Origin of the sequence: Halalkalibacillus sediminis, from assembly GCF_002844535.1 — a bacterium.
Lineage (GTDB): Bacteria > Bacillota > Bacilli > Bacillales > Alkalibacillaceae > Halalkalibacillus_A > Halalkalibacillus_A sediminis.
Genome location: NZ_PJNH01000002.1, coordinates 112,719 through 135,760 on the forward strand (window position 1 = coordinate 112,719; position 23,042 = coordinate 135,760).

Below are 23,042 nucleotides of genomic sequence, written 5' to 3' on the forward strand. Positions count from 1 at the left end.
CCTCCTTATTAAAATAGTAAGCTTTCTAAATCCCTTGGATACTTGGTAATGCTATGGCACCCGTCTTTTGTAACAATTACTGTATCTGAGTGGCGGAAACCACCAACTCCAGGGACGTAAATGCCTGGTTCAATCGTGTAGACCATGCCCTCTTGTAATACGAGGTCATTATCAAAACGTAAGTAGGGTTCTTCATGTTCGGTTAACCCGAGTCCATGCCCAATTCGGTGCTGAACGAATTTTCCATAACCAGCATCTTCAAAAACTTTATAGGAAGCAATGTCCACTTCACTCGCTTTAACTCCTGGTTTTACTGCGTCAAATCCAGCTTGTTGTGCATCGATAGCTAATTGAAGACAATTTCTTTGCTCATTGGTAGGTTCGCCAAGCAAAAATGTCCGTTCGTTTTCAGCCCGGTAGCCATTGATCCAAACTTGTCGACTATGAACGACGACATCGTTCTGATCGTATTTTCTCGTGCTGGAATAAAGGTGCGGCATAGCGCTTCGCTCAATCCCTGAACAGGTCCAGTTTTCGTAACCGATGATATGGTTCGGGTATTCTTTTGAGGCTTCCTCTAGTAGAGCACGATCACCATGAGAGTCGAATTCCAGTTCACTCATACCTGGCTCTAGATGATTGAATGAAGCTTTCAAGGCAACATCTGATAAATGCCCTGCCTGTTCCAACCAATAGATTTCTTCTTCATCTTTGATTGCACGTAAATCGATCAAATCTTGTGTGACATCTTTTATATGGAAACTTTTCGACTCAAACATCTTTGCAAAAGATGCTGGAACTAGTTCCATTTCCAGTCCAATTGTGGTTTGTTTAGGTAAGTCACTGAGTATCCTATTTAATGGTTGAATATATGTCGTGTCGAATTCGCGGTGAGGATACGTTTCATAATAAATGTAGAATTCGTCCACGTGTGCGTTCAGTTTTGCATGTTCCTCCTCTAAAGCAGGGAGGATGTACTGCGTTTTATCCTGATAAACCAGTAGTAAAATAGGACGTGAATAAGAGATGGCGCGAAAGCCACTGATGTAGTACTCGTTGTCGGGATCCCATAAGATGGTGGCGTCGATTTCTTTTTCTCTCATCTTATTGCGTAACGCGTTGACCCTTTTTTCAATAGATGATGACTGGATGGTTTGCATTAATAAACTCCTTTTGATAAAAGTTTTCTGACAATATGAACATGTTCATATAATGAACATGATAACAAAGGGAGGGAAAAGTGCAAGTGCATTCCATAAAAAAACCTACCCTTCAATAAAAGGGTAGGTCCATGTATATCAATGAGGGGGTGCCTCATGACATCAATTATTCACTTAATAATTTCTCTTCTAAATCATCTAACATCAAGTTTGCTGCGCGTACACCACCAGCAGTATTCCAAATAGTATCACTTACTTCATAAGCATTGCCTTCTTGTACAGCAGATAAGTTGTTCCAAAGTGGATCATTCGTCCACTCATCCTGAACAGACTGACCATCTTCACCTTCAGGCTTGTAAGTGAAATAGAAGATGACGTCTCCATCCATGTCTTCGATTTGTTCTTTCGTAGCACCCATTGCTGCGAAGTCATCGACATCTTGATTTTCTGGGCGAGCTAATCCAACTTCATCCAAAATGATTCCACTGAAAGAATCTTTGTGGTAGATACGTACATCAGATGGCATGAAACGTACCATTGATACTTTAGTATCTAACATATCCTGTTCTTGTAATTCTTGAGATAGGGAAGCCACACGATCCTCATAATCTTCAAGCACTTGTGCGCCTTCTTCTTCCATATTGACTGCTTCAGCAATCAACTCGAAGTTTACTTTCCAGTCACCACGTAAGGTCTCTTCAAATATCGTAGGGGCGATTGAATTCAATTTATCGTATTGCTCTTCTTGACGCATCTTGTTACCAATGATCAAGTCTGGATCAAGAGCTGCGATAGCTTCTAAGTTAATATCGCTTTCCAAACCTACTACTTCAACGTCTTCCATGTCTTTCGAAATATGGTCGTACCAAGGGTCACCTGTCCATGATTGGACGGCTCCAACCGGTGTAATTCCTAATTCCAATAAAGCTTCTGTTCCATGGTTAGTTAAGATAACAATATTCTCTGGTTTCTCTTCAATGGTTGTTTCTCCCATTGCATGCTCAACTGTGTAACTTTCAAATTCCTCTTCGGAAGCTTCTTCGCTTTCTTCTTGCTGATCTTCCGCGTTCTCTTCTGTTGCGTTTTCCTGATTATCACCACCACATGCTGCTAGAACCAACACGAGTGATGTTAAAAGTAAGAATGCTAATAATTTACGTATCATTTCTCATTTCCTCCTATGTAAATTTTTTATTTGAGAATGATTTTCAATACCAACACAAATGATAATTGTTCTCATTGAGAAAGTCAATTGCTTTTTGGAAAATATTTTTTAGTATGCATGTTTTTAAAGATGTGGGCTAATGTAAAGCCACACTTTATATAGAGAGAAAACACTTCCAAAACGGTTAATAGCATTACATTTACAAAAGGTGCCCATTTCATGATTCGTTGACAATGATTCTCAATTACATTAGACTAAAATTGATTCAAATGCTGAAGTGGAAGGTATCTGACTATGCTATCAAAACCATTCTCAAAAATTATAGGTATTGTATTCGGGCTCTTGTCTGTAATGGTTTTATTGTGGGCGAGTGTCATATATGGATTAACATACATAACGACTAGCGATGTGATCGATTCTTTCGTACGCTTCGATGAGTCGAATCAACATTACATCATTCAGGACACAAGGATTCCACGTGCATTGATTGCAGCTGCAGTCGGTTCTAGTTTAGCCATTGCTGGCGCAATCATGCAGGGATTGACAAAAAATCCGTTAGCCTCTCCAAGTATTTTCGGTATTAATGCAGGGGCTAGCTTTTTTGTTGTGATTGGTGTGACTTTCTTTGGGATTACTTCGATTACAGGGTTTACGTGGCTAGCATTTTTAGGGGCTGCGCTTGCGGCTGTAGTCGTGTATTCGTTAGGTTCAGTAGGTTCGGAAGGACTGACTCCTGTGAAGTTGACGCTTGCAGGGGCAGCGATTGCAGCTCTTTTTTCTTCATTAACTCAAGGGATGCTGACTTTGAATGAACGTTCTTTGGATCAAGTTTTATTTTGGCTCGCTGGAGCGGTTCAAGGGAGAGATCTCGATTTACTTGTATCCGTTCTTCCTTATCTAATAGTCGGTTGGGTCGCTTCGTTATTCATGGGAAAGAAAATGAATGTTCTGATGATGGGGGAAGATGTCGCAGCAGGCCTTGGTCAAAATACAATTTTGGTCAAGTTATCGGGAGCAGTCATTATCGTGCTTCTAGCGGGAGGAGCCGTTGCGATTGCTGGGCCAATTGGTTTTATCGGTATCATCATTCCTCATATCGCGCGTTGGCTCGTTGGGTACGACTATCGATGGGTGATTCCTTATAGTGCAGTGCTAGGAGCGATGTTGTTGTTGATGGCGGATATCGGCGCACGTTACTTGATCATGCCTCAGGAAGTTCCGATCGGAGTTATGACTGCGTTTATCGGTGCTCCTTTCTTCATTTATATAGCGAGGAGGGGAATCAATGAGTAGACACCGTTCGTTACGAATAGGAAAATCCTCCTTTTTAATAGATACTAAAGCAACAGCAATTATAACTGGATTGACAATCGGGATGGTCCTTCTGATGATCATCAGCTTAGGAATTGGACAATTACAGGTTTGGCCGATCGATGTGGTGAAAGCCGTGTTCGGTGCTGGTACGGATATCCAGAATCTGACGGTTCAACAATTCCGTGCACCACGTATTGTATTATCTGTATTTGCGGGGGCAGCTCTTGCAATGTCAGGAGCAATCTTACAAGGTATCATTCGAAACCCACTAGCATCACCAGATATTATTGGTATCACGTCCGGTGCCGCTTTAGCCACGGTCGGTTTCTTGACTGTTTTCAGTGATCGAGGTAATGCATTGACCGTTAGTATCCACTGGATGCCACTTGCTTCCTTGATCGGGGCGATCGTGATGGGGATATTAGTGTACTCATTAGCCATCACCAGAAATGGCGTCCAGCCGCTGAAATTAGTTCTGATTGGTATCGGTTTGGCTGCAGCCCTTGAGGCGATTACTACGATGCTCATGTTACTTGGACCAATTTTCACGGCAGCAAGAGCGAATATTTGGTTGACTGGGAGCGTGAACGGAACGAACTGGTCGGAAATCCAGACAATTGTTCCTTGGGTGTTAGGGTTGACGCTCATTCTATTCCTCTTGACACCAAGGCTGAACATCCAGGAGCTAGGGGACGAACTGGCGAAAAATGCTGGGGCATTCGTTCAGCGTGACCGGTTGATTCTGTTGTTTGTAAGTACGGCTTTAGCAGGTGGAGCAGTGGCGTTTGCAGGAGGCATCAGTTTCGTCGGTTTGATGGCTCCACATATGGCTCGCCGCTTAGTTGGTTCGGCATTCGGCTCGTTGATTCCTACAGCCGCTTTGATTGGCGGGATCATCGTGTTAATTGCTGACCTGGTCGCGCGTACTGCCTTTGCACCTCTTGAAGTTCCAGTGGGAGTTTTCACTGCGCTAATCGGTGCACCGTATTTCATTTATCTGTTATTCAAAAGTAAAAAGTAACATATTTTTTATTAAAGGGTGTGGGGAACTTGGCAAAATTGACAAAAGAAGAAAAAATAATTATGAAAGACTATTTCCGGATGGTCGATTATGCTGAGGAATTCTCTGCCCAATTATCTGACTTAATGGACGAAGAGAAGTTGAGAGATTATTTACACGAAATCAAGCGTGAATTCGGTACAGATAGTATCTTTGTGGCAGCTTCCCAGTTGATGAAGCGGCTCGGTTATAACTTAGCGCTTCCACCTTTATACATGATGACAGTCAAAAATGTGAAGTTGGATATGCCTCTTGATCAACTTTGGATTGTACCGAATGTTGTGGATGGTAAATGGCTACCCAATTTGTATATGGAAGAAATTAAAGTTGAAGAATTTGGGGAAGACAGGGAAGCTGAACGCCGTGAGTATTGTGAAAATCTCTTTCGTAGATTAGGAGAGTTGGTGCAATTAGTCTCAGATGTAGCGAGAGTTCCGAAACCTACGTTGTGGGAGAACATCGCGATTTATGTTTACTGGATCTATGAGAAGAAGTTGATGGAAGAACCATTCGCACAAATTCAAGGTCGTGTTAAAGAGGACTACGAGTTTTTGTTACGAGGTTTGGGTGCAGAAGCGTTTGACGACAACTGCAACCAGCTGAGGAACTTTTACTGGGGGCGCCGAGTAGAAGCAGATGGTACACGAATCCGCAGAACATGCTGCTTCTATTACGGAGCGAACGAAGAACGGAAACCATGCTCTACCTGTCCGAAAACCCCTGAAGAACTTGCAAGGCCAATACCTTTTGAATAAGTGAAAATCCTGCTACAGCAGGATTTTTTTCGTATTTAAAAAGATTGTTTGGTCGAATCCTCCACGTCACGAGTCGAACCCGCCATGTCACGAGTCGAACCCGCCATGTCACGAGTCAAATCCGCCACGTCGGAGGTTGAACCCTCCATGTCACGAGTCAAACCCGCCACGTCAGGAGCTTAACCCTCCACGTGGGGAGTTGAATCCGCCACGTGAGGAGTTTAATCCACCACAACTAGGGTTCAATCAACCATAACCAAGTTTCAATCCCCACCATAACTATTTCCAACTCTTCAAACCTAGCATTAACCCTGTCACAACAGTACTTCTCACCCATTGTCACAATGGGTGGAAAAACTTTTTAAAATAAATTACAAAAATCTATTTTTTTTGCATGAAAATTATAGTAGAATTCCCGGAAGGATATGTTATAATGTTTAACTGTTGACAAGAGAACGTAGAAATGGGGGACAAAGTATGAGAAACCAACTATCATTTGCGAGAATCAACTTCATCATAGGGATAGCGTTTTTGATCATCTCGTTGATGCAAACTGATCAAATGCATATTCTATCCTTCGCAGTGATTGGCTTATCTCTGCTATTTGTGAGCCACCTTAATCGCAAACCGCGACCACAAGGTTTTGAACGAATGACAAGGGAGTAACCATATGTTTGGAATTATAACAATTATTCTTATACTCCTAGTTGTCTATTTTACTGTGGAGAAAGAATCTAAGAAACTGAAAACAATAGTTAGTTTTTACTTCGGGTTAGTAGCTGCCATCTTTTTTGGCGGGGCAATTTATATAAACTTTAAATATCAGCTCAATACTGGTCCGGTACTTGAGGGCGGATTTCAAGCTTACTTCGAGTGGGTCAGCTGGTTTGCTGTATTATTCATTGTGCCACTAGCAATCTTGATGATTTACAAAGCCCACAAACTACTGACAAAACGATTTGTTGGAGCTTTTTCTCGATACGGATTACTAACGGGGTTCGTGATCATAATCACTCTATCATCATACGCTGCTTTCTATGGGTTTATTTTGACCGTGTATGGATTTGCTCCATAGAATAGAATTAAGTAAATAATCGTACTAACAAAAACACTGCACCCTCGGCGCAGTGTTTTTTAGCACTTATTTATTTTTCTTCTTGGTCATTTCTGTCATTTGTTGCCAAATTGAGCCTTGGGCTTCTTCACCTTCTTGGATTCTAGCGAGAGCCATCTTTGCTTGCATCCGTACTTCAAATTCCGGATCTTCCAGAGCTTCTTCTAGTGCAGGGAGGGCTGATTCATCTCCATATTCATATAAAAACATGGCAGCGCGCCAGCGGACGATTCGGCTTTTATCTTTTAACGTTTTAATCACTTCAGGAATTGCTTCCTTAAATCCTAAGTCTGAGAGACAGTCGCCAGCCGTTCGGCGCACGGTAACGGTCTTATCGTTCAAAGCTTTATATAGATAAGGAAGAACATTTCTGTCTTCAATCATTCCAAGGTAAGCTGTAGCTAGGCGGCGGACCGAAACTTTCGGGTCATCTAAAGCTTTATCTAGCACCGGTAGATCTTCTGTTGATGGATCCATCCGATCAAGGGCTGCATAACGATCTTTCCAGTCTTCAGCATCAAGCATGTCCAGTGTGACCTTTTTCGGTTCAATATCTCGCACTCGCTCATTATTTTTCGCCATATCAACCAAAGTCGTTAACCGATCTTCATTGTATGTTGCTTCGATTTCGGCCACAACATCAGGCCCGATTTCATCCATTTCTCCGTAACGGGGATGTTGTTCTTCCCATTCACGTTCCATCAACATGGCGGAAGAATCCTCCGATGCCTTCATCGCTGCGTCCGTAAATCGTGATGCCAAACCAAAACGCTTTTCAGTCTCATCTTCTTCAAGTTTCACTTGCATCGGGATCCCACGATACTTTTGGATGAATACGTGAACTTCACCAAAAGCCTCTTCTTCTTCATCACCGCTTGAGAAGTCACCCTCGACTGTATCTGCTGATCCAAGTACACGTTTCACTTCTGGCAAAATATCTTCCCAGTCTACTTTAGGGTTTCGTTCCAATGCAATGAAGTCGATGACGCGATATAACTCCTTCACGCCTTCAACTGCAAATAATTCTTTCACATATTGCGGCGCATCACTTAAGTCATCTTTTACAGAATAACTCTCAGTTTGTCCGTCTGGCAGAGTTTCATCCACATTTATTTTCATCGAGTATGGACTCGGTGTAGGTTCGATTGATGTAATTTTCATTTCATAAGCTCCTTTCATAAAACAAGTTTATCTATTATTATAATAACAAAACTCTAACAGAATATTTAACCGCCAAACATTCTGAATTCTCATAGGGGGTCTCTTCGTGTCTATTAAAGGAATCAATCACTTACTATTTTCTGTTTCTGATCTAAATGAATCTATTCAATTCTATAAACGGGTTTTCGGTGCGAAACTATTGGTAGAGGGGCGTAAGACTGCTTATTTTGACTTGAATGGATTGTGGATTGCATTAAATGAAGAAAAAGAAATTCCTCGGAACGAAATTGAACAGTCTTATACGCATACGGCATTTTCTATCGATGAAGACGATCTTATACCTATGCATGAAAAACTCGAAAAGTTAGGGGTCAGAATCCTTTCTGGAAGACCTCGTGATGAAAAGGATAAATCATCGATCTATTTCACCGATCCTGATGGTCACAAGTTTGAATTTCATACGGGTACAATGCAAGATCGCCTTGATTATTATAAAAAAGATAAAACACATATGAAGTTTTATGATTAAGAAATATTACTAAATTTTTACTTAATAGAAGGCACTTTTTCAATACTTCTCAAGTCCCGATCGATCAATGGAACTAATCCACAAATAGCAATCCATCCCCCAGCAAACAAGAATAAATAGCTCACATCAAACAAATCTGCAACATAGCCTCCCGCTAGTGCTAACGGTGGCATAAGGAAATTCGAGAGAGCTCCCACAAGTGTAAAAACCCTTCCTCTGACGTCGTCTTTCACTAGCAAAATGAGCAGTGATGCGAATAAGATATTCACTAGCACTGTTAAGGCTGTCATTATAAGAAAAAAAACGACTCCTATATAATAGTTAGTAGTCAATCCCATCCCTATAAATGCTACTCCGCCAATAATGAATTCTGCCCCGATGAGTAGACCAGGTTTCACTAACGGTAAAAATTTTCCTGCAACTAATCCGATTAATATCCCAACCCCGGCAGCTGAAGCGTTCATGAACCCGTACTGAATCGCATTCGCTCCGTACTGATCGGATACGAGTACTACCATTAGTGAACCTGCAATAGTCGTGACGTTTACTGCCATTACTAGGAAAATTAACTTGAACACAGTTTTATTTTTCTTCAGTGCTGAAAACCCCACCTTTAAATCTTTCCACACAGTAGGCTTCGTTTCTTCCATATTTTTCACTTCACTAGAAACATTCGTGATATTGATGACAAATATCAGTAGAATACTAGCCAGCAAATAAACAGCAGAGTGAGTCAGCATCACCCCTACAAAGCCGATCATACCAATAACAAAACCACTGATGGATTGTCCGATTAATTCACTTGTTTGACTCGTAGAAGTTATGTATCCATTTACCTGAACAATTCGCTTCTCCCCAACAATTCTGGGGAGAAGTTTGTTTTTTGCTGGTTCGATGAAAATCATGCATATATGTTGCAGGATAATAGCTACATAAATAAAAGCTATCAGAATATTTATTTGAAGAGCATAAAAAATACTGAGAAATATGCCTATACCTATCATGAGGGCATAACCGATTTGCATGGAAGTTTTTGGTTCGGTTCGATCGATGAACACCCCGATGAATGGGCCCACTAAGATTCGTGTTAAAGATGTTATTGCTGTGATAGCAGCGGCGGATAGAGCAGAATCTGTAAGTTGGTACACGTACCAGAGGATCGCCAAGTCGAAAATACTGTCAGCTAAGACGGTGAAAAATTGGTTGCTGACAATCAAACTCATATTTCTTTTAAACATAAAAACACCTCATATTTAAAATAACTTAAATATAATTTTAAATATATTTAAAATATAGTCAACCCATTATTTGTTAAATCTAATTTTTTTAAATAGACATACCTATCAAAAATGCTGAATATAATAGAATTAAAATTTTATAATCTACAAAATCCAAGAGTACATAGCTATAACAGTTGGGGTGAATTGAATGGAGCAAAAACCAGTATTGGATGTTGCAGGATTGAAAACTTATTTTTATTTGGATGATCAGATGGTCGCAAAAGCTGTTGATGGGGTGGATTTCACAGTCAATCCAGGAGAAACGGTCGCAATCGTAGGGGAATCTGGTAGTGGAAAAAGTGTTACATCATTGTCGATCATGCAGTTGATCAATAAACCAGGAGAAGTGATTGATGGGACGATCAAATTAGAAGATGAGAATTTATTGAACAAGTCAGCTAAGCAAATGACAAAAATACGCGGAAACGATATCGCGATGATCTTCCAGGAGCCAATGACGGCTTTGAATCCTGTCTATACGATCGGTAATCAAATCATCGAAACGATTAGGAAGCATAAGAAATTCTCTAAAGAAATAGCGCGTGAAAAAGCGATCGAACTATTAAAGGTGGTCGGTTTTCCAAGAGCAGAAGAAACGATGAACGATTATCCTCATCAGTTGTCTGGAGGAATGCGTCAAAGGGCGATGATTGCCATCGCAATTTCATGTGAACCTAAGTTACTCATTGCTGACGAGCCTTCAACCGCACTAGACGTTACGATTCAAGCTCAAATATTAGACTTGCTAGCAGAAATGAAGGAAAAGTTTGAGATGGCCATTCTTCTGATCACTCATGACCTGGGTGTAGTAGCGGAATATGCTGATAGAGTGCTTGTCATGTATGGTGGTCAGATTGTTGAAGAAACCACGGTAGAGAAAATATTTGAAGATACCAAACACCCATATACGATAGGGCTGCTTGATAGTTTACCAAGCCTTGAAAAAGAGATGACTAGACTAGGTGCGATTAAAGGAACCGTTCCAGCTGCACATAGTTTCCCTGAGGGTTGCCGATTCTCTACGAGGTGTCCCCACGTAATGGAACGATGTTATAAAAAAAATCCGGATCTCTTAGATGTCGAGGCTGATCACAAAGCTCGTTGCTATCTTTACGTAGAGGAGGCTACATAACATGCCACTTACTGACCAAAAAGTAGAAAAAAAGATTGATGAAGAAGTATTGGTTCAAGTGAAAAATATCAAAAAATACTTTCCTATAAAAGGTGGCATTTTGAAACATACAATTGGCCACGTAAAAGCAGTAGATGATGTGTCTTTAGATATCAAAAAAGGTGAAACCTTAGGTGTTGTGGGAGAATCCGGTTCAGGAAAGTCTACTCTCGGCAGAGTTATATTGCGTTTGCTTAACCCTACAGAAGGTGAAGTCTTATTTGAGAATCAAGACATTTCCCATTTAAGCAATCGAAAATTAAGAGAGTACCGGAAAGATATGCAAATCGTTTTCCAAGATCCTTTTGCTTCACTCAATTCCAAAATGAGTGTTGGAGAATTGGTTGAAGAGCCATTGCTTGTTCAAACATCTATGACAAGATCCGAACGCAAAGAGAAATGTATCAATCTTTTGGAAAAAGTAGGTCTTCGAGCAAGTGACCGTGGTAAATATCCTCACGAGTTTTCCGGAGGGCAGAGACAACGCATCAGCATAGCGAGAGCCTTAGCACTCAACCCGAAATTCATTATTTGTGATGAGCCAGTCTCCGCATTGGATGTTTCTATCCAAGCCCAAGTGCTCAATCTGATGGCTGATCTTCAAGATGAATTCGATCTTACTTATTTATTCATCGCGCATGATTTGAGTGTTGTTAAGCATATTAGCGACCGGGTGGCTGTAATGTATCTGGGTCGCATTGCTGAAATTGCACCGAAAAAGTCGCTTTACGATAACCCGCTTCACCCATATACACAAGCGTTACTGTCGTCTGTTCCTTCTACAGACGTCAAGAATCGGCGTGAAAAAATCCATTTAACAGGAGATTTACCGAGCCCTTCTGACCCGCCTACAGGATGTGCATTCAGGACGCGATGTCCTCAAGCGCATGATCGATGTGCAATAGAACGTCCTGAATTAAAACATAGGGGAGAAGGTCATTATGTGGCTTGTCATTTATATAAATAAAAATGCTTCATCATCGGAGGTGATCACCTAAAAATAAATCGTTTGTTGTTTTTTGTTTGGTCGAAAATTTAAAGGGGTGAGAATTTGAAGTTAAAAAGAAATTGGCTGTTGATGTTAGCGTTTGTGTTGATGCTTGGTATGGTGTTAGTTGCTTGTAATAATGATGATACTTCAAGCGAAGAAGAGCCTGAAGAGGAAGAAACAGAAAACGAAGAAAATGAGGAAGAAGAGGAAGAGTCTGAGTCTGAAGAGGAAGAAACGGAAGAAGAAGAGGCGAAAGATGATGGTCCTCAGATGGGTGGAACTGTAACTGGCGCGATGGACACTGCTCCAGCTGGAGTTTTCAACCCGATCTTTTATACAGAAGCGTATGAAGCTAACATTTTAGACTTCACTCATGAAGGGCTTCTTTCACAAAACGAGAATCTTGAGTTTGTTGAAGGCCTAGCTAATGACTGGCAAATCAACGATGATCAAACCGAAATCACTCTAACTCTCGAAGAAGGCGTGAAATGGCACGATGGCGAGGAATTCACTGCTGATGATGTAGTTTTCACTTATAAAGCAATTGCGAGTCCTGGCTATGTTGAGGCTGGGGGAGTTCGTACCGAGTATGCTAATAAATTAGTTGGTTATGAAGCGTTTAACACTGGAGAAACTGAAGAGTTTGAAGGTGTAGTTGCTGAAGATGATTATACAGTCACTTTTAAATTCGCAGAACCGAACGTGACAATTTTAAAAGATGTTGCATTCTCGATTATTCCTGAGCACGTTTTTGGTGAAGTGCCTGTAGAAGAAATCCCAGAGCACCCGGCAACACTTAATGCTGGAGAAGTTATCGGAACTGGACCTTTCCAGTTCACAGAAATGCTTGATCGTGAGCAATACGTACTTGCGAAAAACGCTGATTATTGGAAAGGTGAACCATACTTAGACCAGATCGTATGGCGTATCGTCGAGCAATCCGTCATGTTAGGACTGCTTGAAAATGGTGAGATTGACTTTATTTCAGATCCAAACGGGGTGCCTGCAGCAGACTTTGAAACTGTTGATGGCCTAGAACATATCGAAATCATTGAACAGACGGATTTCGGATATCAGTTGATGGGTTATAAGATTAACCACCGATCCGATGCTGAAATTGACAGTGGCGAAATCAATCCTGATAGCTGGGAGAAGAATAAAGATGTAGGTGAGCAATTAGTAAGGCAAGCGATGGCTTATGCAATCGACCGACAAGCCATTGTTGACAACTTATTATACGGCCACGGTTCTGTTATTAACGCACCGATCGCTCAACAATTCTGGGCGTATGATGAAAGTGCAACAACAGCTTATGAATACAACCCTGAAAAAGCAGGAGAATTGTTAGATGAAGCGGGCTATGTAGATACGAATGACGATGGATTCAGAGAAACGCCAGATGGGGAAGAATGGATCGTCAACTTGAACTACCCGACTGGTAACAAGCTCCGTGAAAATTCTGCACCAATTTTAGCTCAATTCCTTGAAGAAGTCGGCATTAAGATCGACTTGAGACAACCGAAGGAAATGACAGCGTATGTTGAAGATTTGATCAATGATAATGGTGATTGGGATCTTTATCTGATTGGTTGGAGTTTAGGCAGTGGAGATCCGGATCCATCAGGATTGTGGAACTCAACAGCAGCCTATAACTTCTCTCGTTGGAACAACCCAGATTCTGATCAATTGATTGCTGATGCTATAAAGGCACCAGATGCGTTTGATCAAGCTTACCGTGAAGAAAAGTATAGTGAGTGGCAGTCTGTTTTCTCTGAAGACTTACCAGCTTTACTCCTATATGCACAAAACAAAATTTACGGTTTCAACAAGCGTATGAATGGTGTTAGTCCAATGCCATACTCATTCAATAACGACCCAGAATTATGGTGGGTTTCAGAGTAAAGACATATAGCACAAAGGAAGAGCGTGCGAACATAGTTCCATGCTCTTTCTTTTAAATAAATTTTGTACAAGTTTTAAGTTTGTTGTTGATTCTAACGAATCGTTTGTCGGCGGACGCGTTCCTGGGGGCACGGATTCAACTTCCCAAAACTCACAATTCGCGAGTTTTGCGTGATTTTCAGCTTGTGCTGATCCCCTAGGAGTCGCCGCCTCTCACGATTCGTATAGTATAGAATCTAATCTTTCAAATTAACAAGTGACTTTAACATACCTAAATAAGATGTTGTTAAAGCTCAAATGAAAAAAAACTAATTAGAAATGTCCGGTTTTAGATCAGGGGGAATCTCATGTACAAATTCATTATTCGCCGCATACTTGTTTTCATCCCGATGCTTTTTGCCCTGACCATTATAGTATTCGGACTCGCTCAATTAGCTCCAGGTGATGCCTTGACGGGGCAATCACTAGCTGACCCAGATGTGAATCCGGAAGTATATGAACAACAACGTGAAGCATTAGGACTGAATGATCCTATTCCAGTTCAGTATGGAAGGTGGATCACCGCTGCTGCCCAAGGGGACTTTGGTAACTCATTGATATTCAAAGGAAGGTCAGTAGCTGATTTAATTGAAGCACGTTTTGCCAACACGCTTTACCTAGGGCTCTTTTCCTTAGGAATCACAATTATTGTCGCTATCCCGATTGGAATTTATTCTGCTAGGCGACCTTATTCATTACTGGATTACGGCGCGACAGGCTTCGGGTTCCTGGGGCTTGCGATACCGAACTTCTTTTTCGGATTAATCGCTATTTATGTTCTATCCATTCAATTAGGATGGTTTCCGGCTCAAGGTACGCTTTCTGCACCAGGAGTGACTGGAATCGAAGCATTCTTCGACCGGATCCATCATATGGTATTGCCTGGTATTACGCTAGGCCTAGCGGGGACAGCAACGTATATGCGTTACATGCGTTCTGAAGTGCTTGATGTGCTAGGAAGTGACTATATTCGTACTGCCAGAGCTAAGGGTATGACTGAACGGAATGTTCTTTATAAACACACCCTTCGAAATGCTCTGATTCCGATTATCACGTTGATGGGATTTGAAATTGGGGTTTTGTTAAGTGGTGCGGTAATTACTGAACAAGTTTTCCAATACCCAGGTCTAGGAACGCTATTTTTGAGTTCGGTCACGAACAGGGACTTTCCTGTTGTAATGGCAATCGCCATGATTTTGGGAGTGCTGATCTTAGTTGGTAACCTATTGGCCGATATTTTTTACAGTATCATCGATCCAAGAATTCGATACGATTGAGGTGAAAACATATGCAGTCGAATCCGCAAGAATCTGTAACTACACAACCAGAGAGTGGACCAGCTAAGTCGCAAGAAAGTAGAAGTCCGTTTCAATTGGCCTTGAGACGGTTCATGAAGAATAGATTAGCAGTGGTTAGCGTGTTCGTGTTATTTGTGATTGTCATCATTTGCATCATGGCTCCCTTGCTGACAGACCACGATCCGGAGAAAACCAACCTTTTACTGTTGGAAAAAGGTCCGAGTGATGAACATCTATTAGGAACTAATGGACAGGGGCAGGATAATTTTTCTCGCTTGTTGTACGGGGGACGTATTTCCTTAATCGTGGGATTTAGTGCAATGTTTTTCACCTTGGCCATAGGTGTCACATTAGGTTCAATCGCTGGATATTATGGGAAAAAAGTCGATAACCTCATCATGCGAGCTGCAGATATTATGCTGATGCTACCTTTCCTTGTGCTTGTCCTTACGATCATGGCAATCATAGATAAAGTGACCATTGGAATTTTTGTGACGATTATTGCACTGACATCGTGGCCGAATCTGACTCGTATTATTCGCGGGACGTACTTGTCGCTACGTGAGCAAGAGTTTGTGCTAGGTGCACGAGCAATAGGTGCAAGTGATTTCAGGATCATATTCAAACACTTTATACCGAATGCCATGGGACCAATCGTTGTTAACGCGACTTTGATGATGGCTGTTTACATTATCATTGAGTCTGGACTCAGTTTTATCGGCTTTGGGATACCGAACCCGACACCGACATGGGGGAATATGATTTCTGAAGCTCAAAATATTCGTATTTTACGCAACCATCCTGAGGCATGGATCCCACCAGGGGTTGCAATATTGATTACTGTCTTGGCCATCAACTTCATTGGAGACGGTCTCAGAGATGCATTCGATCCAAAAAGTAAAGCTAGATAATAAGGTGAGAAAGAAGTCTCCACTAGGTGGAGAAACATACAAAATATCACACTAATTAACAGACCAAATCTCATATGATTTGGTCTGTTGTTTTTTCCTTATATATCAATGTTTATTGGATATAAACACTTGAATTTGCATACAAGATCGCACCTCAAATAACATAGCGCCAATATTGTTGTTAACGTGCTAATTACTAGTTTATTTGGTATGCCATTTGTTATGTCGATTTTATAGACTAATTAGGTAAATGTAATTTTATGTTAAAATAAACGGAGATGTGAAGGTTTTTTCTTAAAATAAAGAAGCAGTTTAATTTAACAAAAGTTTACTGGATATAGGGAGATAAATATAATGATTATAAGGGAAATAAAAACATCTGATGCAGAAAATTTAGCAGTTCTTATACAACAAGTTGAAGGAAGTTCTCAATATATGCTTTGGGAAAAAGGGGAAAGGAATTTTCAATCTGACAATCAACTAAAGATGATTGAGAGTATGAAGGATAACGAAAACTCTACTATACTTGTTGCAGAAGTTGAAAATGGATTAATTGGGTACTTGCTGGTAATTGGTGGGAATACCAAGAGAAATAGACACTCTGGTTCTATCGTTATTGGAATACTTAAAGGTTATAGAGGAAAAGGTGTTGGAACTCTGTTATTCGGAGAATTAGAACAGTGGGCATCTAAGCATAACCTACGTCGATTAGAATTAACGGTAGTTACTCGTAACAAAGCTGGTTTGTCCCTATATAAAAAGATGGGGTTTGAAATCGAAGGAACAAAAAAAGGTTCATTATATATTGATGGAGAATACCTTGATGAATATTATATGTCAAAAATTTTATAATGTATATTTCACTAACGGCTGCTTTAGTTTAATAAGGCAATAATGAAAACGCTTGGGTATTTTATTTACCCAAGCGTTTTTGTTTGGAAATTGTACAGTTATTTGTGGTGATAAACATAGTGTGTTTTAGTTTGTCATTTTAACTGTTATTTTAGATTTTCTCCACGGTATCGGAACTACTTACACTATGTGAAGGGTTCTTTTTTTGATTAGGTCTAGAAGATTCAGTTCAGAGTAGAAGAGTAATTGCGTCGTTATTTAACTGAAAACCTCAATTTTGCAAACTTATAGTGGAATAAATTCATATTTTTAGTTAATATTGCGCCATTAAATCCGATTATTGCTCCATTATTAATCTTTTAAGGAAAACTATTTAAATACTATTACATATTTTTTAAATAAGTTAAAATATAGATAGAATCGAGGTGCTTGGATGCAAACGATCGGAGAACAAATCAAAACTATACGGAAAAATAAAAAATTGACACTGACTCAAGTGGCTGGAGAAAAGATGTCTGCCGCTATGGTTAGTTTGATTGAAAACAATAAAACAAAACCTACCGTTGAAACGCTTCAACATATAGCCCGTACTCTGAACATCGATCCCCAAGAAATTATGGGGGGCATGACGAGAGAAGAGTTGGCTAGTGAAATAGAACAGATTTCGGAATGGACGGAAGATTACGAACTGGAAGGCTTCTTAAAAGCAATTGATCGAATGGAAAATTTGTTACCTCACCTTTCGAACAATTATGAATCTGCGAGAATCTATGAAAAACTAGCCAAAATCCTATACTTTTTGGAACGTTTTCATAAGGATTCATATGAAGAACTATCTATTCAAAATTACTTCGATTACACCAAAAGAGCGAAAGAAATCTATCATAACTTACAAATGAAGACTTATGCACTGGAAGTCGTTTTATTCGAAGCGAATATCGAACACTCTAACGGTAATTTTAAGAAAACCCTTGATATTCTGAATGAGTCAATTGAGTCGCTAAAAAATGAAACTCGTTCTGATATGAAAAGTTTGTATGTGAAATTCCTTTTATTCAGAATCCATGCAGTTTCAGCAAGCGGAGACTTTAAACAAACATTTGATCTTTTAGATGAAGCGATTGAATTTTCCAAGAAGCATGTAATCATGGATGTATTTTATGAATTACATAACACATATGCATTATTGTTGTTCAATGAGAATCAGAAAAAGCAAGCCAATAAACACTTGGAAACAACAGAAAAGTTGATTGACCTTACTGAAAACACTATGTATAGAATCAATACGATGGAGATTAAAATTCATTTTCTAGAGTATTTTGAGAACCAACTTGAAGAAGCCCTAGTATTAGCTGATGAATTAGAAGAGGAATTGAAGCGAGCAGATCCTGTGACTAAGGAAGTTACTGAAGCACTTCACGTTCACTTGTCTGATGCTCGTGCAAGATGCTATACGAAATTAGAGCAACCTCAAAAAGCGTTGCCACTTTTTCAAAAAATCGATGAGAACTTTCATTTTATGAAAGAAAGGCACCCGATCGATAGCTCACTTGATTATCTTACCCCAAGTTATGAAGCTCTCTGTTACCTGCAATTAGGTGAGTTTGATAAGGCTCAAGAATTAGCTGAAAAAGGTGTCGAGCTTCAGCGTGAATTCCCACACTTACAGTATTATCAATTTTCTAAAGAAGTATTGAAGACTGTAAGAGAGAGAGTTTCATTGAAATAAGTAAATTAAAAACCGAGTTCCCTCTACAAGGAACTCGGTTTTTAAGTTTATGTGGTGCTGACTGCATTGGTTCTGCGGTGTTGCATGTAGTTTAATACGAACATGAACCCGACGACCACGAAGCCGATAATGTCAGATGTTACTTCTGGTAGGATTAGGGCAAGTGCCCCTGCCCCAAGAACGATCCGGTAAATAGGATTCATAGGAGTCTTCAAAAAACCTTCCAGTGCAGAGCTTAAAGCTACAATTCCGATAATAGCTGTCACCACAATCAGAACCACGTCCATGATCGGTGGAACTCCGAACTCAGTCGCATTTGTCGCAACCCCTTCTGTATCAATGAGGAGCATTGCGGGATTATAAACGAACAAGTAAGGAATGATGAATCCGGCTAAAGATAGTTTCAATGCTTGGAAGCCGGTACTCATCGGGTTTCCTCCTGATACCCCGGCACCTGCGAATGCTGCTAGGGCAACCGGAGGTGTAACATTGGCGAAAATACCAAAATAGAAAACAAACATATGCGCAACTAATATAGGTACATCGAATGCAGCTAATGCAGGTGCAGCCATCGTCGCAGTAATGATATAAGCCGGGATTGATGGAAGCCCCATACCTAGTAGCATCGAAGCAATCATCGTAAAGAACAATGTCAGGAATAGAGAACCTGAACCTAGGCTAGCGATAGATGATGTCATCACTGTACCGAAGCTTGTCAGGCTTACGACACCGATGATGATTCCTACGACCGCACAGGCGATCATTACAGCTAATGACTGACGAGCACCTTGTGCCATTGCATCTAGAATATCTTTTATAGACATGCGTGTAGATTTACGTAGCGTAGCCACAATGACCGTCAAGACGATAGTGTAGAACGCTGCGTAACCGACAGGAACGTTCTGATATAACATGACAATCAGACCGACGATCGGTAACAACAGATGTCCGCGTTCTTTCATGACCTCTTTTACTCTAGGAAGATCTGCTTTAGGAATACCACGTAAATCTCTTTTTCCTGCGCGGAAGTGAACCTGCATAATTACGGCTAAATAATAGAGGACAGCAGGTATTAATGCAGCTAGCGCAATCGTCCCGTACTGAATTCCAGTTGTCTCAGCCATGATGAAGGCACTGGCCCCCATGATTGGAGGTAGAACCTGACCACCGACGGATGCACTTGCTTCAACAGCTCCCGCAAAGTTACGGTGGTAACCGATTTTTTTCATCAATGGAATGGTGAAAGCCCCAGTTCCTACGACGTTTGCGACCGCAGCACCATTAATGCTTCCCATGAAACCACTAGAAACGACTGCCACTTTCGCTGGACCACCTTGTCGATGACCGGCGAGTGCAAGCGCAATATCGTTGAAGAACTGTCCCATACCTGATTTCGCTAAGAAAGCGCCGAACAGGATGAATAAGAAAATAAAGTTAACCGAAGCCCCGATGGCAGTAGAGAAGAGGCCTTCAGTTTTCAAAAACATTTGACCGAAGATATCGCCTAGATCGAAGTCACGTGTCATCAACCTGAACGGCATGAATTCCATATGACTGATGAAAGGATAGGCTAAGAAGATCAATGCGAAAATCGGTAAAATGATTCCTGTTACACGTCGTGCTGCTTCTAAAACGAGTACGACAGTGATGATCGCGACAATGATATCCATGTTTGTCGGGATACCACCACGTTCTGTGACAATCGCGTTGTATTCGTACATTAAATAAACAGTAGAAAATATACTGAGAGCAAATAAAATCCAATCATAAAAAGGGATTTTTGCTCGATCTTGTTTAGCGAATGTCGGATAAATCAAGAAAATCAGTGCCAAACCAAATGCTACGTGCAAAGACCTTTGCTGCAACGCTGGTAAGGGGTTGAATGTAATGTATAGGTGAAATGCCGAATAGGCGATCGCTAGCATGAATACAAAATAGATCATCTTTTTATTAGTAAAAGATCTGATCTTCGATTCGCGGCTATATTTTTCAAGTATTTTTTTATCTTGTGCACTATTTTCGTCGCTTTGGTCGGAAGGTTGTTCTGTCGATGACTGGGATTCCTTCAGCTTGTTTCTCTTCTGACTCATTTAAACGTCCCTCCAATGTATTCCCAAAGATGAAGCTGTTCGATGGAAATCGATACTGATTCATATTCTTGGGCTAATTTGTATAAGTCGATCGTTTTTTCTTCTGTATGGATCTTCGTTTTAACGTTATTTGAAACGGATATGTTCAACTCAGGTATGGATCGGTTCATTTTCATATGGACATAACCATCATCTGAATGGATCACTTCACCGTCAGCAGGTACTCCTGCACCATACGTTTTGAAATATGTTTCTGAAAGGAAGAGGTCTTCTCCGTCCTTTTCATACACTTCGAACCACTTTTCGTTTTCAACAGAGTGGATCCAAGAAAGCTCGAAGCGGTCTTCTTTTAAGTAAAAAGTTTCCTCGTCGAGATGAACTTGAATAACTGGAATTCTGTACAAAAGAAAAATAAGGAGCACGATGATGCATGCGCTCCCTATCAATCGTTTACTGTTCATTGTAATAGCGTTCTGCTCCTGGATGTAGTGGTGCAATGACACCCTCTTGAGCGTTTTCTAACGAAATGTCAGATGCTGCTTGGTGAGCGTTCTCTAGTTGATCCAAGTTTTCAAATAATGTTTTTGTCAGTTCGTACACATCATCTTCGCTTAAATCAGAGCGAACAACCAATGCGTTCATGATTGCCGCAGTTGGAATAGCTTCCTCGTTGCCGTACGTATCTGCTGGAATTTCTAAAGAAACGAAGTACTCTTTATCTTCAGCAATGCGTTCAACGTCTTCTTGTTCGATACGAACGATTTGTAAGTCAACGGAATTTGCAAGTTCCATGACAGATGCGTTTGGAAGACCACTAGTTAAGAATGCTGCGTCAATTTGTCCAGAACGCAATCCATCTGCTGCCTCAGCGTAGCCAAGGTAATCAACTTCGATATCATCATATGTAATATCGTGGCCTTCTAAAAGAGTACGAGCGTTCACTTCCACGCCAGAGTTTTGGTCGCCGACTGCAACTCGTTTACCTTCTAGGTCAGATAATGTTTCAATTCCAGAATCTGCAGTTGTTACAACTTGTACGTAATTTGGATATAATGTACCGATTTGGCTGACATTGTCGATTGACTCATCGAAGTTTTCAACACCATTTACGGCTTGGCTAAGTACGTCACTCATCATAAATGCCATTTCAACTTTTTCTTCTTTCATTAAGTTAACGTTTTCAACCGAAGCACCAGTAGTCTGTGTTTTAGAGTTAACACCTAGTTCTGATGTATATGTTTCTGCTAAAGTTGTAGCGATAATATTGTAAGGACCTGAAGAACCACCAGTCGCAATCGTAGCGATATTAGTATCTAATCCTTCTCCATTACCTTCTCCTGATCCACCTTCTTCGCCACCACAAGCTGCAAGGGTCATAGCAGTTGTCAGCATAAGAATGAAAGCGGTTAAAATTTTCTTGTTCATCATTTCAATTGTCCTCCTTCTAGATGTATAAATCTTCTGTATTTTAGCAACAGTTTCGAATTATAGCACAGGAGGAGTATGAAAAATATTGTTCATATGCAGTAACATTTCAACGAAAAATTGTGTATTTGCCCAAGGTAAAAAATTGAAGGAGTCGTATAAGCTGTCAGGTTCAACTTTTTCAAATAAATAAAATGCAGATATTGATGATAAATAAGTTATTTCTACATTAAATCAGGGAAAAAGTACTATTACGACATTAGAAGGGGAGTAAACATACATGATGAACACTTTGAAGGAAATACCTGCTAGAACATATATAATGATATTTATCGCTTTGACCGTTATAGGTGGCGGTTTCTATATCTTCTCTGAGTTGGCAGACGAGGTGCTGGAACAAGAAAAGTTCATCATTGATCAATGGGCTTCAGAATTTGTGGCGCAGTTCAGCAATCCAACTCTGTATACTTTTTTGGGATGGGTGACTGAATTAGGTTCGGTTTATACCCTGACGTTTGGTTCAATTGTGCTAGTGGCGATTTTAGCTATTTATTATAAAAGAAGAACATGGAGAATTGTCTATTTTATTATTGCAATGGGAGGTATAGCACTACTCACAACAGGTTTGAAGAGTGCTTTCTCAAGAGATCGACCGAATATCCTCGAGCAATATGACGGCACTGGGCACAGCTTTCCAAGTGGACATTCGACAGCCCCGATGGTTTTTTATGGATTCATCATTTATTTGATCATTCGTAGCCACCTAAACAAAGCTGCCAAGTGGGCCCTCAACACTTTCTTGGTCATATTGATCCTTTCGATCGGATTGAGTAGAGTATTTTTAGGCGTCCACTTTATAACAGACGTGTTCGCAGGTTTCCTGCTAGGACTAAGCTGGCTCGTAACCTGTATATTGATATTAGAATACACCCTTTGGAGAAAAGGGCGAGACATTTAACCGAGGAGAGAGCTCCTCGGTTTTTTTGTTGCGATTTATTTAAGTGAAGCTGAAGGGATGCTTCACCTAAATAATAAAGTCACTTGGGAGACAAATGTTAGTAAAGAAACAGAAAAAATATTGAATGAATAAAAATCA

21 protein-coding genes are annotated in these 23,042 nt (G+C 40.5%); 14 read left to right on the top strand and 7 right to left on the bottom strand.

Annotated elements, in window-relative coordinates:
* Positions 1–8: 8 nt before the first annotated feature.
* Both CEY16_RS06870 and CEY16_RS06875 read right to left on the bottom strand, forming a co-directional pair.
* Positions 9–1,160: a M24 family metallopeptidase gene (locus CEY16_RS06870; RefSeq protein ID WP_101331259.1), complete on the bottom strand. Its 1,152-nt coding sequence runs from the start codon at positions 1,158–1,160 to the stop codon at positions 9–11.
* A 166-nt stretch (positions 1,161–1,326) separates the two neighbouring features.
* Positions 1,327–2,325 (bottom strand): ABC transporter substrate-binding protein, encoded by a 999-nt coding sequence (locus CEY16_RS06875; RefSeq protein ID WP_101331260.1) that lies wholly within the window; start codon positions 2,323–2,325, stop codon positions 1,327–1,329.
* A gap of 294 nt (positions 2,326–2,619) precedes the next feature.
* Between CEY16_RS06875 and CEY16_RS06880 the strand changes: the two genes are divergently transcribed.
* From CEY16_RS06880 to CEY16_RS06900, 5 genes are all read left to right on the top strand, one after another.
* Complete coding sequence (locus tag CEY16_RS06880) at positions 2,620–3,618, top strand: FecCD family ABC transporter permease (protein WP_101331261.1); 999 nt, start codon at positions 2,620–2,622, stop codon at positions 3,616–3,618.
* The gene (locus CEY16_RS06885) at positions 3,611–4,660 is read left to right on the top strand and encodes a FecCD family ABC transporter permease (RefSeq protein WP_101331262.1); all 1,050 of its coding nucleotides are present in this window, start codon (positions 3,611–3,613) and stop codon (positions 4,658–4,660) included. The genes CEY16_RS06880 and CEY16_RS06885 overlap by 8 nt, the downstream gene beginning before the upstream one ends.
* A gap of 29 nt (positions 4,661–4,689) precedes the next feature.
* Positions 4,690–5,454 carry a hypothetical protein gene (locus tag CEY16_RS06890; RefSeq protein ID WP_101331263.1) on the top strand — a complete coding sequence of 255 codons (765 nt, stop codon included), beginning with the start codon at positions 4,690–4,692 and terminating at the stop codon, positions 5,452–5,454.
* Between the two features lie 477 nt (positions 5,455–5,931).
* A complete protein-coding gene (locus CEY16_RS06895) occupies positions 5,932–6,120 on the top strand; it encodes a hypothetical protein (protein ID WP_101331264.1) in 189 nt (62 codons plus the stop codon).
* A gap of 4 nt (positions 6,121–6,124) precedes the next feature.
* Complete coding sequence (locus tag CEY16_RS06900) at positions 6,125–6,529, top strand: hypothetical protein (RefSeq protein WP_101331265.1); 405 nt, start codon at positions 6,125–6,127, stop codon at positions 6,527–6,529.
* Positions 6,530–6,595: 66 nt separating this feature from the next.
* On the opposite strand, the gene CEY16_RS06905 is transcribed toward CEY16_RS06900, so the two are convergent.
* Positions 6,596–7,729, bottom strand: a complete 1,134-nt coding sequence (locus CEY16_RS06905) for a conserved virulence factor C family protein (protein ID WP_101331266.1) — start codon at positions 7,727–7,729, stop codon at positions 6,596–6,598.
* A 106-nt stretch (positions 7,730–7,835) separates the two neighbouring features.
* Between CEY16_RS06905 and fosB the strand changes: the two genes are divergently transcribed.
* Positions 7,836–8,258, top strand: a complete 423-nt coding sequence (gene fosB / locus CEY16_RS06910) for a metallothiol transferase FosB (protein WP_101331267.1) — start codon at positions 7,836–7,838, stop codon at positions 8,256–8,258.
* 17 nt (positions 8,259–8,275) lie between these two features.
* Here the strand turns inward: fosB and CEY16_RS06915 are convergent, their stop codons facing one another.
* The gene (locus tag CEY16_RS06915; RefSeq protein ID WP_101331268.1) at positions 8,276–9,496 is read right to left on the bottom strand and encodes an MFS transporter; all 1,221 of its coding nucleotides are present in this window, start codon (positions 9,494–9,496) and stop codon (positions 8,276–8,278) included.
* Between the two features lie 190 nt (positions 9,497–9,686).
* On the opposite strand from CEY16_RS06915, the gene CEY16_RS06920 reads away from it, so the two are divergent.
* The 7 genes from CEY16_RS06920 to CEY16_RS06950 all read left to right on the top strand — a co-directional run bounded on the left by CEY16_RS06920 (position 9,687) and on the right by CEY16_RS06950 (position 18,431).
* Positions 9,687–10,670 carry an ABC transporter ATP-binding protein gene (locus tag CEY16_RS06920; protein ID WP_101331269.1) on the top strand — a complete coding sequence of 328 codons (984 nt, stop codon included), beginning with the start codon at positions 9,687–9,689 and terminating at the stop codon, positions 10,668–10,670.
* 1 nt (position 10,671) lies between these two features.
* The gene (locus CEY16_RS06925; protein ID WP_101331270.1) at positions 10,672–11,676 is read left to right on the top strand and encodes an ABC transporter ATP-binding protein; all 1,005 of its coding nucleotides are present in this window, start codon (positions 10,672–10,674) and stop codon (positions 11,674–11,676) included.
* Positions 11,677–11,760: 84 nt separating this feature from the next.
* Entirely contained in the window at positions 11,761–13,602 is a 1,842-nt protein-coding gene (locus CEY16_RS06930; protein WP_338015901.1) for a peptide-binding protein, read from the top strand.
* Between the two features lie 347 nt (positions 13,603–13,949).
* Positions 13,950–14,918, top strand: coding sequence for an ABC transporter permease (locus tag CEY16_RS06935; RefSeq protein ID WP_101331271.1), 969 nt, complete (start codon positions 13,950–13,952; stop codon positions 14,916–14,918).
* An 11-nt stretch (positions 14,919–14,929) separates the two neighbouring features.
* The gene (gene opp4C, locus CEY16_RS06940; RefSeq protein WP_101331272.1) at positions 14,930–15,850 is read left to right on the top strand and encodes an oligopeptide ABC transporter permease; all 921 of its coding nucleotides are present in this window, start codon (positions 14,930–14,932) and stop codon (positions 15,848–15,850) included.
* 354 nt (positions 15,851–16,204) lie between these two features.
* Positions 16,205–16,702 carry a GNAT family N-acetyltransferase gene (locus CEY16_RS06945; RefSeq protein WP_101331273.1) on the top strand — a complete coding sequence of 166 codons (498 nt, stop codon included), beginning with the start codon at positions 16,205–16,207 and terminating at the stop codon, positions 16,700–16,702.
* A gap of 433 nt (positions 16,703–17,135) precedes the next feature.
* Complete coding sequence (locus CEY16_RS06950; RefSeq protein WP_101331274.1) at positions 17,136–18,431, top strand: helix-turn-helix domain-containing protein; 1,296 nt, start codon at positions 17,136–17,138, stop codon at positions 18,429–18,431.
* Between the two features lie 47 nt (positions 18,432–18,478).
* Here the strand turns inward: CEY16_RS06950 and CEY16_RS06955 are convergent, their stop codons facing one another.
* From CEY16_RS06955 to CEY16_RS06965, 3 genes are all read right to left on the bottom strand, one after another.
* Positions 18,479–20,374 carry a TRAP transporter permease gene (locus tag CEY16_RS06955; protein WP_420795526.1) on the bottom strand — a complete coding sequence of 632 codons (1,896 nt, stop codon included), beginning with the start codon at positions 20,372–20,374 and terminating at the stop codon, positions 18,479–18,481.
* Positions 20,375–20,517: 143 nt separating this feature from the next.
* Complete coding sequence (locus tag CEY16_RS06960) at positions 20,518–21,018, bottom strand: DUF1850 domain-containing protein (RefSeq protein ID WP_238378791.1); 501 nt, start codon at positions 21,016–21,018, stop codon at positions 20,518–20,520.
* Positions 20,972–21,946 (bottom strand): TAXI family TRAP transporter solute-binding subunit, encoded by a 975-nt coding sequence (locus tag CEY16_RS06965; RefSeq protein WP_101331764.1) that lies wholly within the window; start codon positions 21,944–21,946, stop codon positions 20,972–20,974. The genes CEY16_RS06960 and CEY16_RS06965 overlap by 47 nt, the downstream gene beginning before the upstream one ends.
* Before the next feature lie 280 nt (positions 21,947–22,226).
* Here CEY16_RS06965 and CEY16_RS06970 point away from each other — a divergent pair, with 280 nt between their 5' ends.
* Complete coding sequence (locus tag CEY16_RS06970; protein WP_101331276.1) at positions 22,227–22,904, top strand: phosphatase PAP2 family protein; 678 nt, start codon at positions 22,227–22,229, stop codon at positions 22,902–22,904.
* Positions 22,905–23,042 lie beyond the last annotated feature (138 nt).